The 17,815-nt window shown below is 62.4% G+C and carries 16 protein-coding genes; 9 read left to right on the forward strand and 7 right to left on the reverse strand.

Translation table 11 applies throughout. The annotated features are described in order from the left end of the window. The first annotated feature begins 490 nt into the window (after nt 1-490). A complete protein-coding gene (locus tag A7317_RS17570) occupies nt 491-1,435 on the forward strand; it encodes an aliphatic sulfonate ABC transporter substrate-binding protein (protein WP_041161243.1) in 945 nt (314 codons plus the stop codon). Nucleotides 1,436-1,588: 153 nt separating this feature from the next. Here A7317_RS17570 and A7317_RS17575 read toward each other — a convergent pair whose 3' ends face one another. The 3 genes from A7317_RS17575 to A7317_RS17585 are packed head-to-tail and all read right to left on the reverse strand — an operon-like array spanning nt 1,589 to nt 4,828. After that, nucleotides 1,589-3,064: an FGGY family carbohydrate kinase gene (locus A7317_RS17575; protein ID WP_069076471.1), complete on the reverse strand. Its 1,476-nt coding sequence runs from the start codon at nt 3,062-3,064 to the stop codon at nt 1,589-1,591. Nucleotides 3,065-3,069: 5 nt separating this feature from the next. After that, nucleotides 3,070-4,002: a transketolase family protein gene (locus tag A7317_RS17580; protein WP_069076472.1), complete on the reverse strand. Its 933-nt coding sequence runs from the start codon at nt 4,000-4,002 to the stop codon at nt 3,070-3,072. Beyond that, nucleotides 3,992-4,828: a transketolase gene (locus A7317_RS17585; RefSeq protein ID WP_024076074.1), complete on the reverse strand. Its 837-nt coding sequence runs from the start codon at nt 4,826-4,828 to the stop codon at nt 3,992-3,994. Before A7317_RS17585 ends, A7317_RS17580 begins: the two co-directional genes overlap by 11 nt. Nucleotides 4,829-5,189: 361 nt before the next feature. On the opposite strand from A7317_RS17585, the gene A7317_RS17590 reads away from it, so the two are divergent. The 7 genes from A7317_RS17590 (at nt 5,190) to tal (ending at nt 12,379) form a co-directional block, all read left to right on the forward strand. Then, nucleotides 5,190-6,197 carry an ABC transporter permease gene (locus A7317_RS17590; protein WP_024076075.1) on the forward strand — a complete coding sequence of 336 codons (1,008 nt, stop codon included), beginning with the start codon at nt 5,190-5,192 and terminating at the stop codon, nt 6,195-6,197. 50 nt (nt 6,198-6,247) lie between these two features. Further along, nucleotides 6,248-7,180 carry a sugar ABC transporter substrate-binding protein gene (locus A7317_RS17595; RefSeq protein ID WP_069076473.1) on the forward strand — a complete coding sequence of 311 codons (933 nt, stop codon included), beginning with the start codon at nt 6,248-6,250 and terminating at the stop codon, nt 7,178-7,180. A 15-nt stretch (nt 7,181-7,195) separates the two neighbouring features. Beyond that, complete coding sequence (locus A7317_RS17600; RefSeq protein WP_069076474.1) at nt 7,196-8,710, forward strand: sugar ABC transporter ATP-binding protein; 1,515 nt, start codon at nt 7,196-7,198, stop codon at nt 8,708-8,710. A gap of 146 nt (nt 8,711-8,856) precedes the next feature. Next, complete coding sequence (locus tag A7317_RS17605; protein WP_024076079.1) at nt 8,857-9,621, forward strand: SDR family oxidoreductase; 765 nt, start codon at nt 8,857-8,859, stop codon at nt 9,619-9,621. A gap of 10 nt (nt 9,622-9,631) precedes the next feature. Beyond that, nucleotides 9,632-10,432, forward strand: a complete 801-nt coding sequence (locus tag A7317_RS17610; RefSeq protein WP_069076475.1) for an SDR family oxidoreductase — start codon at nt 9,632-9,634, stop codon at nt 10,430-10,432. A gap of 45 nt (nt 10,433-10,477) precedes the next feature. Beyond that, nucleotides 10,478-11,431, forward strand: a complete 954-nt coding sequence (locus tag A7317_RS17615; protein WP_069076476.1) for a sugar-binding transcriptional regulator — start codon at nt 10,478-10,480, stop codon at nt 11,429-11,431. Between the two features lie 24 nt (nt 11,432-11,455). Then, nucleotides 11,456-12,379: a transaldolase gene (gene tal, locus A7317_RS17620; RefSeq protein WP_024076082.1), complete on the forward strand. Its 924-nt coding sequence runs from the start codon at nt 11,456-11,458 to the stop codon at nt 12,377-12,379. Between the two features lie 10 nt (nt 12,380-12,389). Here tal and A7317_RS17625 read toward each other — a convergent pair whose 3' ends face one another. The 4 genes from A7317_RS17625 to A7317_RS17640 all read right to left on the reverse strand — a co-directional run bounded on the left by A7317_RS17625 (nt 12,390) and on the right by A7317_RS17640 (nt 16,825). Continuing rightward, nucleotides 12,390-13,286, reverse strand: coding sequence for a hypothetical protein (locus A7317_RS17625; protein ID WP_069076477.1), 897 nt, complete (start codon nt 13,284-13,286; stop codon nt 12,390-12,392). Next, the gene (locus A7317_RS17630) at nt 13,283-13,978 is read right to left on the reverse strand and encodes a hypothetical protein (RefSeq protein ID WP_024076084.1); all 696 of its coding nucleotides are present in this window, start codon (nt 13,976-13,978) and stop codon (nt 13,283-13,285) included. The genes A7317_RS17625 and A7317_RS17630 overlap by 4 nt, the downstream gene beginning before the upstream one ends. 158 nt (nt 13,979-14,136) lie before the next feature. Next, a complete protein-coding gene (locus A7317_RS17635) occupies nt 14,137-15,327 on the reverse strand; it encodes a sugar transporter (protein ID WP_069076478.1) in 1,191 nt (396 codons plus the stop codon). A 499-nt stretch (nt 15,328-15,826) separates the two neighbouring features. Continuing rightward, nucleotides 15,827-16,825, reverse strand: a complete 999-nt coding sequence (locus A7317_RS17640) for a bile acid:sodium symporter family protein (RefSeq protein WP_069076479.1) — start codon at nt 16,823-16,825, stop codon at nt 15,827-15,829. 86 nt (nt 16,826-16,911) lie between these two features. On the opposite strand from A7317_RS17640, the gene A7317_RS17645 reads away from it, so the two are divergent. After that, nucleotides 16,912-17,700, forward strand: a complete 789-nt coding sequence (locus A7317_RS17645) for an AraC family transcriptional regulator (RefSeq protein WP_069076480.1) — start codon at nt 16,912-16,914, stop codon at nt 17,698-17,700. Nucleotides 17,701-17,815 lie beyond the last annotated feature (115 nt).

Consider the following 17,815-nt stretch of genomic DNA (forward strand, 5'->3'; position numbering starts at 1 on the left):
GGCATCCCCACCCACGTTGGGGGGCGAAGCGGCTCTGAATCCTGCCACCGAGTGTTGTCTGAAATAACGCGGTGGGCTTATTGGGGCTGCTGCGCAGCCCAACGCGGGGCAAGCCCTAATGCCGTTCAGTTAAGGCTTTTTTGTAGGAGCGAGCTTGCTCGCGAAGAACTTGACGTTTTTCGCGAGCAAGCTCGCTCCTACAGAAGGCGATGTACGCTTAACTGAACGGCATTAGGGCAAGCCCGCTCGCCACAGAAAGCGCGCTCAACAGAAATGGATCTGGCGGGATGGGGCCATGAGAGGCATGTGCATAAAAAATCTATTGTTTATATTAATGACTGGATTTTATGAAATAGCCCTATAACTACAGGGTTATGCCCGATGAGCAGCAAGCGGATAAAAGTGCCCTAAGCTCAGATCCAAAAATTATTTATCGAATGGTTTTTAGAACTTTATGCTTGGCGCAATTTCGTTGAACATCGAGCGCGCCATGTCCATACGTCGTCCCCTCGCCGCTGTATTAGGGTTACTCGCTTTTGCCGTCGCCGTAAGCGCCGAAGCCCAGGAAACCCTGCGCATCGGTTACCAGAAATCCTCGACCTTGATCACCCTGCTGAAAACCCAAGGCACCCTGGAAAAGGCCCTCAAAGCCGAGCATATCGATGTGTCCTGGCACGAGTTCCCCAGTGGCCTGCCGTTGTTGGAAGCACTGAATGTCGGCAACGTGGACATCAGCGCCGACGTGGCCGACACCGTGCCGATCTTCGCCCAGGCGGCCCAGGCCAAGCTCACCTACTTCGCCCAGGAAGCGCCCTCGCCCAACGCCCAGGCGATCGTGGTGCACAAGGATTCGTCGATCCAGCAATTGGCGGACTTGAAAGGCAAGAAGGTCGCGGTCACCAAAGCCGCCGGCACGCACTACCTGTTGATTGCCGCGTTGGCCAAGGCCGACCTGGCGTTCTCGGATATCGAACCGGCCTACCTCTCGCCGGCCGATGGTCGCGCGGCGTTCGAGAACAACAAGGTGGATGCCTGGGTGACCTGGGAACCCTTCCTCACCAGCGTGCAGCGCCAGTTACCGACGCGCACCCTGGCCGATGGCGCAGGCCTGGCCAGCTACAAGCGTTACTACCTGACCGGCACGCCGTACGCCAAGGCCCATCCCGACGTGTTGAAAGTGGTGTATGAACAGTTGGAAAAAGCCGGCCAATGGATAAAGACCCACCCCCAGGACGCAGCGAAAGTGCTTGGGCCGTTGTGGGGCAACCTGGATGTGGCCACGGTGGAAGCGGCGAACGCGCACCGCAGTTATCAGGTGCAGCCGGTGACGGTGGATCAGTTGGGTGAGCAGCAGAAGATTGCCGATGCGTTCTTCAAGGCGGGGTTATTACCCAAGGCCGTGGATGCCACGGATGTGCAGACCTGGCGCCCTTGAGGCTTGCACAGGCCAAATGTGGGAGGGGCGGTGCGACGATTCGACTTGCCCCCGATGGCAGTGGGTCAGCAACAGATGAGCTGACTGATACACCGCATCGGGGGCAGTCGAATCGTCGCACCGCCCCTACCACATTTGGATCTGCATATGACGTTAGAGGAGTGTGCGGGCCAGGGCGTTTTTCCACTCGGTGTAACGCCCTGCCATCGCCGGGTCATCCTGCGGTTCAAACCGCTCGCGCTGGCGCTCCAATGCACCCAGCGCCTCATCACTCGCCCAAATCCCCAGCGCCCTCCCCGCCAGGTGCGCTGCGCCCAGCGCCGAGACTTCCGGCGACAGGCTGCGCACCACCGGCCGTTGCAACAGGTTGGCCAGGAACTGCATCAGCCAACGGTTGCGCGTGGCGCCGCCATCCACCCACAGTTCCTTGAGCGGGCTGCCGATGTCTTGCTGCATGGCCTCGAACACATCGCGAATCTGATAGCCGATCGATTCCAGCGACGCGCGCAGGATATGCGCGCCGGACGTGGCTTCGGTCAACCCGCAGATCAGCCCACGGGCGTCGGCCTTCCAGTGCGGTGCGCCGAGGCCGGAGAGCGCCGGCACAAAATACACGCCGCCGTTATCCGGCAGTTGCGCGGCCTGTTCGGTCAAGGCGTCCAGGGACTCCCCGGCCACCAACCGCGAAGCCCACTGCACGGCGGCGCCGGTATGGACGATATTGCCTTCCATGCCGAAGGTGGGCTGGCTGCCGTCGTGCCAAGCCAAGGTGGTCGACAAGCCATGGGTGGAGGCAATCGGGCCGCTCATGGGCGTCATCAAGGACGAACCGGTGCCGAGGGTGGCCTTGACCAGCCCCGGCGCAAAACCGCCCTGCCCGTACAGCGCCGCATGGGAGTCGCCGATCATCGACATCACCGGGATACCGGCGGGCAAGCTGCCCACGGCGACCGTTTCGGCGAAGAAACCGGCGCTCGGCTGGATCGGTGCCAAGGCCGCGGCCGGAATGGCGAACAGCTGCAAAAGCTCAGGATCCCAGGCACAGGTATGCAGGTTGAACAGTTGGGTACGCGCGGCGTTGGAATAGTCGGTGGCGAACACCTGGCCGCCGCTGAGCTTCCACAACAGCCAGCTGTCGACCGTGCCCAGGCAGATCTGCCCGGCAGCGGCGCGGGCGTGGCCATCCTCAAGGTGATCGAGAATCCAGCGAAATTTACCCGCCGAGAACATCGGGTCCAATGCCAGCCCGGTCTTCTCCAGGATCAGTGCTTCATGGCCCTGCGCATGCAGCTGGGTGCACAACGCGGTGGAGCGTCGGCATTGCCAACTGATGCAAGGCGACAGCGGCTCGCCGCTACGACGATCCCACGCCACCACCGACTCACGCTGGTTGCTGATCGCCAGCGCAGTGATCGGACGATCCACCTGGGCCAGGCATTCTTCAATCGCCGCCAACGTGTTTTGCCAGATCAACAGGGGGTCCTGTTCGGAAAACCCGGCCTGGGGATGGCTGATGCTCAGTGGCCGCGAACCGCGCGCAATCACCTGGCCAAGTTCATTGACCAGCACCGCCTTGGCGTTGCTGGTGCCTTCATCCAGCGCCAGGATCAGCGGAGTGTTGTTGTTCATGGGATTCACCGCAACCGAGTGGCAGCCGCCACGATCCCAGCCGCATCAATGTTATGCAAGGCGCGCGTCGGTTCGCGGGCGCCGGCGGCGGCGTATTCACCATCGCCAATGCCCAGGCGGATCAAGGGAATACCCAATGCAGCTTCGGCCAGCACTTCGGCGACCAGGCTGCCGACGCCGCCGTTGATATTGTGCTCTTCCACACTGATCACCGCGCGCGTGCCGCGCAAGGCGCTGAGCAGTACATCGCGCTGCAAGGGCCGGATCGACGACAGGTTGATCACCTGCGCCTGGATGCCCTGTTCCGCCAGCAATGCGGCCGCATCTACCGCTTCATGCACCACCGAGCCCAAGGCCACGATGCTCACATCCGCGCCTTGGCGCAGGATATCCACCTGCCCAGGCACGAATTGGTAGTCGCCCTCGTGCACATCCGGCAGGGCCTTACCATCGAGCCGGATATACACCGGGCCGTGATAGCGCAGCGCGTAATCGACGATCTGACGGCATTCACGCGCATCCGCCGGGGCGAAAATCTGCACATTGCCAAAGCCGCGCATCACCGAGATATCGTCGAGGCTGTGGTGGGTGCTGGCCAGCGGGCCGTAACTGGTGCCGGCATTGAGGCCGAACATCTTGACGTTGGCCTGGTTGTAGCAGACGTCGACCTTGATCTGCTCATTGGCGCGGGAAATCAGGAATGGCGCCGCATTGCAGGTGGCGGCGATCTTGCCGCCCAGGGCCAGGCCCGCAGCGACGCTGACCAGGGACTGTTCGGCAATGCCGACGTTAATCAGACGCTCGGGAAAGCGCTGGGCAAACGGGCCGATCTTGGCCGTAGAGGTGGAGTCACTGACCACCGGCACCACGTCCAGCCCGGCATCGACGGCGGCAATAAACGCGTCCACCATGACGCTCGCCAAATGTTCACTCGCCATGGTTCAACTCCTCCAGTGCCGCGTTGATTTCATCACCCTTGGGCACGCGGTGGTGCCATTCGGGACGGGCTTCGATAAACGACACGCCCTTGCCTTTGATGGTGTGGGCGATCAGCACCTGGGGCGCGCCGGTCTTGGTCTGCATGGTTTCCAGGGCCTCGATCAATTGGCCCACATCGTTACCGTCGCACTCGCTGACGCTGAAGCCGAAGGCGGCCCATTTCACGTCCAGCGGGTCCAGCGGCATGATCTCGGCGGTCAACCCCGCCAGTTGCAGCTTGTTCTTGTCGACGATCACAAACAGGTTATCCAGACCGTACTTGGCCGCCGCCATCGCCGCCTCCCAGTTGGAGCCTTCGGCCAGCTCACCGTCGCCGGTCAGCACATAGATGCGTTTTTTGCTGCCGGACATTTTCGCCGCCAACGCCAGGCCCACGGCCACCGGCAGACCATGCCCAAGCGCGCCGGTATTGAGTTCGATGCCGGGGGTTTTCTGCCGTACGGGGTGGCCGGGCAAGTGGGAATTGAAGTGCTGGTAGGTCGGCAGCCACTCAGTGGGGATGTAGCCTGCCTGCGCCAGGCAGCAGTACAAACCGCCCACGCCATGGCCTTTGCTCTGGATATAGATATCCCGCTCCGGGTCTTCGGTACGTTCCGGGCCGGTGTTGAGGATGCGGAAATACAGGGTGGCCAGGATGTCGGTCTCCGACAAGTCAGCCCCGGTGTGACCGCCGGCCGGTGAGTCGGCATTCAGGCGGATCACATGGCGACGGATCAGGCGGGCCTGTTCCTTGATCTGGTGGGCGTCGTACTGGAAGGCATTCATGCAGCGGCTCCTTTGAGGCTGACCACGCGGGGTGAAAGTGTCCAAAGCTGTTTTGAATATTTATTCAGCAGTGACAATATATTTCTATTTAGACGCCGAACGCTCAGCAGGTCAAGTGAGCGACCGGCGAAAAAATGAAATAAACCCCGGAAACAGCCCTCGGACAAACGGCCAAAATCCCACGCGGGCTTATCTATCCCGTGGCTTTGTGGCGTGTGAAAGTGCCAGCCTAGAGGCACACATGAAAAATTAAGCGCTTGACTTTGACACGGTGTCACTGGAATCTGAATTAACAGTCAGGCACGCATAAATATTCAAGACGCCTGAAAGCACTCCAAAAAAAATAAATCAGGAGAACACTGTGGACGCCAAAGCTATTGTCCAGCATCCGGCCGAACTCAAGCCGCCACCCCGCCCACGTCTGGTGAAACTGCTGCCCAGCAACATCGGCGGCCCGCTGATCGGCCTGGTGCTGTTGGTGCTGGTCTTCTCCTTCAGCTCTGAATTCTTCTTTTCGTTGCGCAATGGCCTGAACATCCTCGATCAGGTCACCGTACTGGGCATCCTGGCGATTGGCATGACGGCGGTGATCGTGATCGGCGGCATCGACCTGTCGGTCGGCTCGGTGCTGGCCTTTTCAATGATGATGCTCGGCTGGCTGTATCAGGATCAGGCCGTGCCGCTGGGCTTCGCGATTCCGATCTCGATTGCCAGCGGAATGCTCGCCGGGTTGGTGTCCGGTGGGTTGATCACCTACGCCAAGCTGCCGCCCTTTATTGCCACGCTCACCATGATGTCGGTAGCCCGTGGCCTGGCAAATATCCTCACCGAAGGCCGGCAGATCGTCGGCTACCCGGACTGGTTCACCAGCCTGGCCACGGTGCGCCACTTTGGTTTCCTCTCGGCCACCGTGGGGCTGTTCCTGGTGATGCTGGTGGTGGCCTGGGTGTTCCTGCGCTTTCGTGCCGGTGGCCGCAACCTCTACGCCATGGGCGGCAGCCCGGAAGTCGCGCGGCTGTCGGGCATCAAGGTGCGTGCGATTACTTTGTGGGTGTACGCCATCAGCGGTGCCCTCGCCGGTATCGCCGCCGTGACCCTCGCCGCACGCCTTGATTCTTCGCAACCGAGTGCCGGGCTGAGCCTGGAACTGGACGCCATCGCCGCCGTGGTGATTGGCGGCGCCAGCCTCAGTGGCGGCGTCGGCAGCATCGGCGGCACCCTCGTCGGCGTGTTGATCATTGGCGTGCTGCGCAATGGCCTCAACCTGCTGGGTGTTTCGCCCTTCATTCAACAAGTGGTGATCGGTGTGGTCATTGCCCTCGCCGTCACCATCGACACCCTGCGACGCCGCTCCAGCACTGCCCGTTAAACCTGTTCGACAGTTGACACCCTCCAACAATAAAACCAGGAGTCACCGACATGTTCAGCCCCAAGAAACTGCTGTTAGCCACCGCTCTCGCCGCCGCCACCCTCACTGCCGCCGGCACCACCTGGGCCAAGGACCTGACCATCGGCCTGGCCGTGGCCAACCTGCAGGCCGACTTCTTCAACCAGATCAAGCAATCGGTGGAAGCCGAGGGCAAGGCCAAGGGGATCAAGGTGATCACCGTGGATGCCCAGGGCAACTCTTCGACCCAGGTCAGCCAGATTGAAGACTTGATCACCCGCCAGATCGATGTGCTGATCTACATCCCGGCTGGCGCCACTGCGGCCGGTGTGCCGGTGAAAGCCGCCAAGGCTGCCGGCATCCCGGTCATCGCTGTCGACCGCAACGCCCCCGACGCACCCGGAGACACCTTTATTGCCAGCGACAGCGTGGACGGGGCCAAGACCCTGGCCGAATACGTGGGCAAGATCACCGACGGCAAGGGCCGTATCGCGATCCTGCAAGGCCAGCTCGGCACCACCCCCGAGAATGATCGCGCCAAAGGTTTTGAAGAAGGGTTGAAAGCCTTCCCGAACCTGAAGGTGGTGGCCCAGCAACCCGCCGAATGGGCCCAGGACAAAGGCTTCGCCGTGGCCCAGGACCTGCTCCAGCGTGACCCGAATATCACCGTGTTCTTCGGCCGCGCCGATGCCATGGCCTTGGGCGCCGCCCAGGCGGTGAAGGTCGGCAACCTCGATCACCAGGTGGTGGTGGTCGGTTTCGACGGTGACGTGGCCGGGCTCAAGGCCGTGCAAAGCGGTGTGCTGAACGCGACCATGACCCAGCAGACGCAGAAAATGGGGCGCCTGGCCGTGGCCTCGGCCATTGACCTGAAAGCCGGCAAGGCCGTGCCCAAGGAACAACTGCTGCCCACCGTGCTGACCACTAAAGAAAACGTCGCGCCGTTCCTGCAACAGCACCCGTAAGCCGTGGAGGTCGTCATGCAAGCCGCTCTGGATACCCGTGCAGCTGAACCCGATGCCGTGCTATGCCTGCGCAATATCAGCAAGGCCTATGGCCCGGTGCAGGTGCTGTCGCAGATCAATGTGGACATTCGCCCCGGCGAAGTCCTGGCGTTGCTCGGCGAAAACGGCGCAGGCAAGTCGACCTTGTCGTCGATCATCGCCGGGCTCGTGCAACCCGAAGCCGGGGGCAGCATGACCTGGCTCGGCGAGCCCTACACCCCAGCCTCGCCGGGTGCCGCACTGGGGGCCGGGATCGGCCTGATCCACCAGGAAATCCGTCTGTTGCCGCAATTGTCGATCGCCGAAAACATCTTCGTCGGCCGCCTGCCCATGCGCCACGGGCGGGTCGACCGCGAGTACATGGAGGCCCAGGCGCAGATCCAATTGGAGCGCCTGGGGCTCAAGGTGCCGGCATCGCGTAAGGTCGAGGGCCTGAGCGTGGCGGCCCAGCAACTGGTGGAAATCGCCAAGGCACTGACACTCAGGGCCAGCCTGCTGATCCTCGATGAGCCCACCGCGGCCTTGGGCGGGGACGAAACCGAGCTGCTGTTCAAGCAGGTGGAACGGCTCAAGGCCGAGGGTGTATCATTCATCTATATCAGCCATCGCCTGGAAGAAATCGCGCGCATCGCCGACCGTGTGCTGGTGCTGCGCGACGGTCGCCAGATCGCCCTGCATGCCACGGCGCAAGTGCCGGTGCGGGAATTGGTGGAGCAGATGGTCGGGCGCAGCCTGGAGCGAATTTTCCCTGCGTTGCAGGCGCCGCAAGAGCGCGTGATGTTGCAGGTCAAGGATCTGACCTGCCGCGAGTTTGCCTTGCACGGCATCGACTTCAGCGTACGCGCCGGTGAAGTGTTCGGCATTGCCGGGGTGGTCGGCGCCGGGCGGACCGAGCTGGTGCGCACCCTTGCCGGTGCGGCACAGGACATCCAAGGGCATACGGTGCTCGATGGCGAGACATGCCAGTTGCGCTCGCCCTTCGAGGCGATCCAGGCCGGTGTGGTGCTGGTACCGGAAGACCGCAAGCAGCAAGGCGTGGTGGTGGAGCATCGCATCGAAGACAACCTGATTTATGGCAACACCGATTTGCTCGACAAACGCGGCTGGGTGTTCCCTGCCCCGCTACGCGAATTCGCGCGCACGGCGGTGGCGCGGTTGGGTGTGAAAGGTGCGCCGCAGTCGCGGATTTCCAGTCTGTCCGGCGGTAACCAGCAGAAGGTGATCATCGCCAAGTGGCTGGCGCGCAACCCCAAGGTGTTCATCCTCGATGAACCGACGCGCGGGATTGACGTGGGCGCGCGGGCAGCGATCTACGAAGTGATCGCCGACCTGGCAGCCAAGGGCATGGCGGTGATTGTGGTCAGTTCGGACCTGGATGAAGTGCTCGGGCTGTCACACCGCGTGATGGTGATGAGCCGGGGCCGGCAGATGGGGATTCTGGAGCGTGGCGAGGCCACCCCGGTGTCGGTAATGGAAATGGCCACCGCATAACCAAACACCTGCACAGATCCAATGTGGGAGGGGGCTTGCCCCCGATGAGGGAGTGTCAGTAGATGCATCTGTAACTGAACCACTGCTATCGGGGGCAAGCCCCCTCCCACAGGGGTTCCACTGTGATTTCAAGATTGGAGTAGTTCATGCAGCTTTTTAGTCTTCAAGACCAAGTGGCCTTTGTCACCGGCGCCGGCAGCGGCATTGGCCAGGCTATCGCCGTCGGGCTCGCCGAAGCGGGCGCGGATGTCGCCTGCTTTGATCTTCCGGGCAGCCCCGGCATTGCCAGCACGGTAGAACGCATCCAGGCCCTGGGCCGTCGAGCCCTGGCCCTCAGCGGCACCGTCACCGAACGCGCCGCGCTGGATGCAGCGGTCGCGCGAACCGAACAAGAACTCGGCCCACTCAGCGTGGCCGTCAACTGCGCCGGCATCGCCAACGCCCAGGCCGCCGAGGACCTGGAACTGCAACGCTGGCAAACCACCCTGGACATCAACCTCACCGGCATCTTCCTCAGTTGCCAGGCCCAGGCCGCCGTGATGTTGCCACGGGGCAAAGGCGCGATCGTCAATATCGCCTCCATGTCCGGCAGCATCGTCAATCGTGGCCTGTTGCAAGCCCACTACAACACCTCCAAGGCCGGGGTGATCCACCTGAGCAAAAGCCTGGCGATGGAGTGGGCAGACAAGGGCCTGCGGGTCAATTGCATCAGCCCGGGCTACACCGCCACGCCGATGAACTCACGCCCGGAAGTCGCCGACCAGGTGAAGATCTTTGAACAGACCACGCCCATGGGCCGCATGGCCAGCGTGGACGAAATGGTCGGCCCGGCGATCTTCCTGGTCAGCCAGGCGTCGTCTTTCTGCACCGGTGTCGACCTGTTGGTCGATGGCGGCTTTGTCTGCTGGTAAGGAGCCCCTCATGTCGCAACGATTCAGCGGTAAAACTGTGGTGATCACCGGCGCCTGCCGTGGTATCGGCGCCGGCATTGCCGAGCGCTTCGCCCAGGAGGGCGCCAACCTGGTGCTGGCCTCCAACGACCTGGAGCGCGTGACCTTCACCGCCGACCAACTGGCCCAGGAATACCAGGTCGATGTCCTCGCGCTGGGCATCGACGTCACCCGTGAAGACGATATCGAAAAGCTCTACCGCGAAGGCCACGCACGCTTTGGCAGCATCGACGTGTCGGTACAGAACGCCGGCATCATCACCATCGATCACTACGACAAAATGCCCCGTGCCGACTTCGACAAGGTCCTGCAAGTCAACACCACCGGCGTGTGGCTGGGCTGCCGGGAAGCGGCCAAGTACATGGTCAAGCAAGGCAGCGGCCGGCTGATCAACACCTCGTCCGGCCAGGGCCGCCAGGGGTTTATCTACACCCCGCACTACGCCGCGAGCAAAATGGGCGTGATCGGCATCACCCAGAGCCTGGCGCTGGAGTTGGCGCGGCATAACATCACGGTCAACGCGTTCTGCCCCGGTATCATCGAAAGCGAGATGTGGGACTACAACGACCGCGTCTGGGGCGAGATCCTCAGCACCGATGAAAAGCGCTATGGCAAGGGTGAACTGATGGCCGAGTGGGTCAAGAACATCCCCCTGCGCCGAGCCGGCAAACCCTCGGACGTGGCGGGATTGGTGGCATTCCTGGCCTCCGACGACGCGGCCTACCTGACCGGCCAGGCAATCAATATCGACGGCGGCCTGATCATGTCGTAAGGGTTTGGTATCCTCACCCGCATTGATTTCACCACCGAGGCCTTCATGAGCCAGATCGAAGAACAGCGCCTGATCACCAAGATCGCGAGCCTCTATTACGAAGAAGGGCTCAAGCAGTCCGAGATTTCCGCACAGCTGGACCTGTCCCAATCCTTTATCAGCCGCGCCCTGCGCCGGGCGCTGCAAGAAGGCGTGGTCAAGATCACGGTCATGCGCCTGCAAGGCCTGCACCTGGAGCTGGAAACCCAATTGCAGCGCCGTTATGGCGTGCGCCGGGTGATCGTGGTGGAAGCCACCGAACCGGGCAACGATGAAAGCATCAAGCAGGCCATCGGCTCGGCCGCCGCTCATTACCTGGAGACCAGCCTGTCACCCCAGGACCATATCGGTATTTCGTCGTGGAGCAGCACCATTCGCGCCATGGTCGGCCATTTGCATGCACAACCGGGCAAGCAAGGCGCCCAGGAAGTGGTACAACTGTTGGGCGGCGTCGGCAACAAAGGCGCCTTCGAAGCCACCCTGCTGACCCAACGCCTGGCCACCCTGCTCAACTGCCCGGCGTTTTTGCTGCCGTCACAGAGCATCGAGCAATCGGTGGAAAGCAAGCAGCGCATCATCGAAATGGAAGAGGTCAAGGAGGTGCTGCAACGCTTTGACAGCATCACCCTGGCGATTGTCGGCATCGGCGACCTGGAACCCTCGCAGCTGCTGCGCAACAGCGGCAACTACTACACCGAAGACATGCTGCGCCTGCTCGCCGAACGCGATGCCGTCGGCGATATCTGCTTGCGCTACTTCGATGCCCAGGGCAAGCCGGTGCTGGAAGAAGATGAAGAATTCGTGGTGTCGGTAGCGCTGCCCAAGCTGCGCTCGATCCACCGCGTGCTCGGCCTCGCCGGCGGGTTGAACAAGGTCCAGGCGATTCGTGGGGCGCTCAAGGGCGGCTACCTCGACATCCTGATCACCGACCTCGACACCGCCCTGGCGCTGAACCACTAACCCTCATTCTGGAGACTGCCGCTCATGACGTCCAAGCTCGAACAACTCAAGCAATTCACCACCGTGGTCTGTGACACCGGCGACCTGGAAGCCATCAGCCGCCTGCGCCCGGTCGACGCCACCACCAACCCTTCCCTGCTGCTCAAGGCCGCCGCCATCCCGGAATATGCCGAGCTGCTGCGCAGCGCCGTGGCCCATGCCAAGGGTGACGTGGGCCTGGCCTGCGACCACTTTGCAGTGGCGGTGGGTGCCGGCATTCTCAAGGTGATCCCCGGGCGCATCTCCACCGAAGTCGACGCACGCCTGTCCTTCGACGAAGACGCATTGTGGGCCAAGGCCAACCAGTTGATCGCCCTGTACGACCAGGCCGGGATCGGCCGCGACCGCGTGCTGATCAAACTGGCCTCCACCTGGGAAGGCATCCGCACCGCCGAGCGCCTGGAAAAAGCCGGGATCCAGACCAACCTGACCCTGTTGTTCTCCTTCGCCCAGGCCGTGGCCTGCGCCGATGCCGGCGTGTTCCTGATCTCACCATTCGTGGGCCGTATCTACGACTGGTACCGCAAGAACACCGGCCTGGACTACACCGGCGTTGATGATCCGGGCGTGCAGTCGGTGACGCGCATCTACAACTACTACAAGACCAATGAAATCAAGACCGTGGTGATGGGCGCCAGCTTCCGCACCCTCAGCCAGATCGAACAACTGGCTGGCTGCGACCGCCTGACCATCAGCCCGGACCTGCTGCAAAAGCTCGACGAAGACCAGGGCACCCTGGAACGCAAGCTGGTGCCAGGCACCGACGGCGAACCGCGCCAGCGGCTGACGCAGGCGCAATTTCGCTGGGCGTCGAATGAAGATGCAATGGCCACGGAAAAACTCGCGGAAGGTATCCGCCAGTTTGCCCGTGACCAGGAAAAGCTGGAGACCTTGCTCGGCGGGCTCTGAGCCCGCCCGGTCAGGGTGAAACCGCCTGCGCCGCGATGTTTTCGAATGGCATCGGTACCGACTTGATTGCGCCATCCAGGTTACGGTACCGGTGATACACACCGGCTGACGGCAACAGCCGACCGCGTTCAACCACACGGCGACCGTCCAGCACGTAACGCACCGTCTGCTCCCCTGCATCCACCCCCTCGCCCGCGCGCAGGTCTTGTGCAAGCACGCGCATGGTCTCGTCAATGCAGGCTTCGAGTTGCTCATTCACCTTGGCCCACTCCAGGTGGCCATCGTCGATGCATTGCGCACCACAGCTGCGAAACGGCTGCCCGACCACGTCAATGCGCCGTTGATACAGCACCGACCCGGCGATGTCCTGGACCTGTACCCGGTTGACCAGGGTAAAGCTGCCCCGGTCCGCGCTCAGCACCAGCCGCGGTTCGACCAGCACCAGCGCGCTGACCGGCCCCTGTGCCGCAGGCAGGCCAGCCGCCTGGCCGGTCTGTTGATAGCGTCGGGAAAAGGCCGCTTCCAGGTTTTGCTCACCGAGCAGCGTCGTCATCGGGCGTGCATCGTGTTCCGCACTATTGCGCGCATCGCGTTCGAGCACACCCGCGCCGGTCTGGGTATTAATGGCGCTGGCGATCAACAACCCCACCACGCCCCCGGCATTCACCGCGCTGCGGGTGACATTGTCACTGACTTGAGCGGCGTCCGCCGCGCGCTTGCTATCAATCACCATCGACGCGGTGACAAGGCCCTGCGCCGGCCACCGCACTTCGACCTTGGCGCCGTGGGCATTGATATAAGACAGCGCGGACGGTGTATTGAAGCCCGGTTCAGGCAGCGGATGCTGGGCGCACGCCCCCAGCATCAGGCCGCTGACAATGAGCAAGGCACTGCCCAGGACCTTCATTGGGCGAACGGAGTGATGACCAGTTGACGGCTGCTGTCCACGGCCTGGTAGTAGGCGTTCGACAAGTTGCTGAAGTTGGGTTGGTCCCACTCACCCTGCGCCGGCTGAGTCACGGCAAACGGCTTGTACCAGAGCAGGTGATTGTCACGCAGGTCGACCACCAGGCCGATACCGCCCACTTGCGGGGTCGGCACGCTGGTAGGCACCACGCTGTAGTAGGTGCGGTATGCGCCACTGGCGGTGTAGGAGATCAACAGCAGGCGATCCACGCCGTACTTGGCTTGCAATGGCGTCAGGTCACGGCCGAAGAAGCCTTCGCGGAATTTGGTTTCCTTGAACTTGGCGAGGTCGATCGACTCGTCCACGCGCTTGGCCTTGTAACCCTTGGCCACCAGCTTGGCGACGATTTCATCGGGAATACTTGCGGCGTCCTGCAGCTTCCAGGTACTGACGTGGGTGCTGAGTTTACTGTTGACACCCTTGTTGATCGCCAGGTCCAACAGCCCCTGATTGCCACCGAGCACCAGCTCCGAGGGCGGCAAGGCAGTCATGGCCACACCAATGGTCTGGCTCTTGTCGTTCCAGAACTGGGTGTCGAGTTCAACCGGCTTTTGGATATTGGCTGCGCAACCAAACAGGCCGGAGCAGATGAAAAACAGGGCGATACAGTTTCGGAACGTGCGAAATGCCACGGGAAAAGTCCTTTTAAAGAGTGGATTGCCAGCAGTGTCTGACGAGCAAATGCCATCACCATGCCATCATTGGCTGGGGATATTAAAAGCAGGAAAAAATGGCGTCAACTTAATAACAGTGTGGGTGTTCGAAGGCGACCAATGGTCGCCCGCGGCGATCAAGCCGGCGTCTGCGCTACACCCTGCCCAAAGCGCCTGATTGCCAGGCAATACCCGATCAACGCCACCGCTGCCAGCAACCCGCCCGCCGCGCCGATCCAGGCGAAGCCGAAGTGGCTGCCGACCCAACTGCCCATCAGCGCGCCACCGCCAATACCAATGTTGTAGATACCGGAAAACATCGCCATGGCCACATCGGTGGCGTCCGGTGCCAACACCAGCACTTTCGACTGCATGGCCAGGCCGAAGCCCATGATCGCCATGCCCCAGAACACACTCAGGCCCACCAGGTACGACTGCGCACCACTCAATGGCAGCAACAGCGCCAGGCACGCCGCGAGCAGGAACACCGCACTGATCACGAACAGATGGGGGTTGAAGCGGTGTACCAGGCTGAACAGCAGCGAACCGAGGATGCCCGCACCACCGAACACCAGCAGGAACAGGGTGACCACATTGCCGCTCAGGCCCGCGACGCCTTCAACGAAAGGTTCGATGTAGCTGTAGGCGGTGAATTGCGCAGTCACGGTCATGGCAGTGAGCACATACAGCGCCACCAGCGCCGGGCGCTTGAACAGCAGTGGCAGGCTGCGCAACGAGCCGGAGTTCTGGCTGGGCAACAGCGGCAAGGTGCGCGCCAGCCAGAACACCAGGGCGGCGGCGAAGGCGGCGATCACCAGGAACGTGGTGCGCCAACCCATGGCTTCACCGAGCAGGCGGCCCAGGGGAATGCCGAGGACCATCGCCAGGGACGTGCCGGTGGCCAGCAGGCCGAGGGCTTGCACCTGCTTGCCGGCGGGCGCCAGGCGCACGGCGAGGGAGGCGGTGATCGACCAGAACAGCGCATGGGACAAGGCAATGCCAATACGGCTGACCATCAACAGGCCGAAGCCGGTGGCCACGCTGGAGAGGATATGGCTGGCGATGAACAGGCAAAACAACACGATCAGCAACTTGCGCCGCTCGATATTGCGGGTCAGCAGCATCACCGGCAGTGACGTCACCGACACCACCCAAGCGTAGATGGTGAGCATCAGGCCAACGCTGGCAATCGGCATGTCGAAGCTGGCGCCGATGGCGCTGAGCAGCCCAACGGGGACGAATTCGGTGGTATTGAACACAAAGGCGGCCAGCGCCAGGGCGATGACCGGCTGCCAATTGGCTTGGGGGGTTGCGGCTGAAAGGCTCATTGAACGGTGCGGCACTCTGGCGATGATCGAGCGGCCACCCAGGAGGAGCGCCGCCGCCCAGCATTCTATAGGTTTCTCGGGCGGCTGTTGACGCTGATCCCAGGCATTCGTCGTCCGATCCCTCATGACGAGGCCAGGGCCATCACGTCAGCGAGCGGCGCCATCGGCTTGCCGAGCTTGCCCCCCACGGGTAACGCGGGTGGTAATAACGCCCGGCGTGACAGGCCGCCTGAGCGCCGGCCACCGATGCAGCGCGGTGCCCATTGAAGCGGGTGCCACGGCTGGCGGGGAACGCCACGTCGCGTCAATCACCGCAGCACTGCGCGCATTTGTCGCACACCCTGTGCCCGGCCAGCGCGCGCCTGAACTCAAGCGGCCCTTGACCGACAACCTGAGCCGCCCTACAGCCGGGAAAGATTCCCCACCCACGACCCCATGTTGATGCACATGCCGACACGGCTGACCGAGCGGCTATTTTCGTCGGCGCCTGGGTGCAGGATCACGGATCCACCTGCCCCATCATTTCCGGGATGCTTTCCGGCCGGTTGGCATAGCGCTGCGCCAACGCCGCACAGACCATCAACTGAATCTGATGGAACAGCATCAACGGCAGGATCAGCACCCCCATGGTCGCCCCGGCGAACAGCACCTGGGCCATCGGCACGCCCGTCGCCAGGCTCTTTTTCGAGCCGCAGAACAAGATGGTGATGCGGTCTTCCTGGTTAAAGCCGAACGCCTTGCCCAACACGGTGGACGCCAACAGCACCAGGCCCAGCAACACGCAGCAGGCCACCACCAGACCGCCCAGTTCCCACAGCGGGATCTGGTGCCAGATACCTTCGTTGACCGCCTCGCTGAACGCCCCGTACACCACCAGCAGGATCGAGCCCTGGTCGACGAATTTCAGCCAAGCCTTGTTACGCCCCACCCATGCGCCGATCCAGCGCCGAGCGATCTGCCCGGCGATAAACGGCAGCAGCAGTTGCACACTGATCTTCAAGATCGCATCGAGCGTAGAGCCGCCTTCACCGTGGACATTCATCAACAGGGTCACCAGCAACGGCGTGAGGAAGATGCCGAACAGGCTCGACGCCGCCGCGCTGCAAATCGCCGCCGGGATATTGCCGCGGGCCAGGGAGGTGAAGGCAATCGCCGATTGCACGGTGGCCGGCAGCGCACAGAGGTAAAGCATGCCCATGTACAGGTCTTTGCCGATCAACGGCGACAACACCGGCTTGAGCGCCAGGCCCAGCAGTGGGAACAGCACGAAAGTCAGGCTGAATACCAGCAAGTGCAAGCGCCAGTGGCCCGCCCCGGCGACGATGGCCTGGCGCGACAGTTTGGCGCCATGCAGGAAAAACAGCAGCGCGATCGCCAGGTTGGTCACCCAGCCGAAGGCCACGGCGGTCTGGCCACTGGCGGGTAGCAGGGAGGCGAGGATCACCGTGGCGATCAGCGTCAATGTGAAGTTGTCAGGCAGAAAACGGGGGCGAGTCATAAGCAGGATCTTCCGGGGGTTGCCAAGAGCGTCACCGCGACTCTAACGTAACGCCTTGTTACCGACTAACGCCAATGAGCCAGTAAATGCCGCCTAAAGGACATGACAAAACCGTGCGCCGCAGCGTGCCCGGGCTTTCCAGCCTGCCACGGCCGGTGTATGGGCGTACCGAATCGCTGCCCAATCGCGCCCTCACCCGTCGGCACAGCCACCCGTGGGTGCAATTGTCCTACGCGATTTCCGGGGTGCTGGAGATCCAGACCAGCGCCGGCCGTTTCGTCGCGCCGCCTCAGCGCGCGGTGTGGATTCCGGCGGGCATGCCGCACCGGGTGTACAGCTCGCCCCACACCGAGATGCGCAGCCTCTACTTGGATTGCCGGGTCACCGCCTGGGCCGCCGAACGTTGCCAGGTGCTGGAGGTGAGCAGCCTGTTGCGTGAGCTGATTCGCAGCTTCAGCGCGTTGCCGGTGGAGTACGCCGAGGACGGCCCCGATGGTCGCCTGGCCCACGTGATACTGGATCAATTGGCGGCGGCGCCCCAAGTGGATTTGATGCTGCCATTGCCCCTCGACCCCAGGTTGCGCCAGATCTATCGCAGTTTGAACCTGCACCCGGAACAGCAGACGACATTGGGCGATTGGAGCGGGAAGCTGGGGGTCAGTGAAAAGACACTGAGCCGCTTGTTCGTGCGTGACACCGGCCTGACGTTTCGGGCCTGGCGCCAGCGTTTAAGGTTATTGAGCGCCCTGCCCGCCTTGGAGCAAGGCGAGCGGGTCACAGATGTGGCGTTGAGCTGTGGCTATGAGTCCACCTCGGCGTTTATCAACGCGTTTCGGCAGCAGTTCGATGCCACACCCGGTGAATTCTTCCGCTGACACTAATGTGGGAGGGGGCTTGCCCCCGATGGCAGTGGAACAGTCAGCTTATCTGTAGCTGACCCACCGCTATCGGGGCAAGCCCCCTCCCACAATGTTGACCGTACGTCCAATG

This window comes from Pseudomonas fluorescens (genome assembly GCF_001708445.1).
GTDB lineage: Bacteria > Pseudomonadota > Gammaproteobacteria > Pseudomonadales > Pseudomonadaceae > Aquipseudomonas > Aquipseudomonas gorinensis.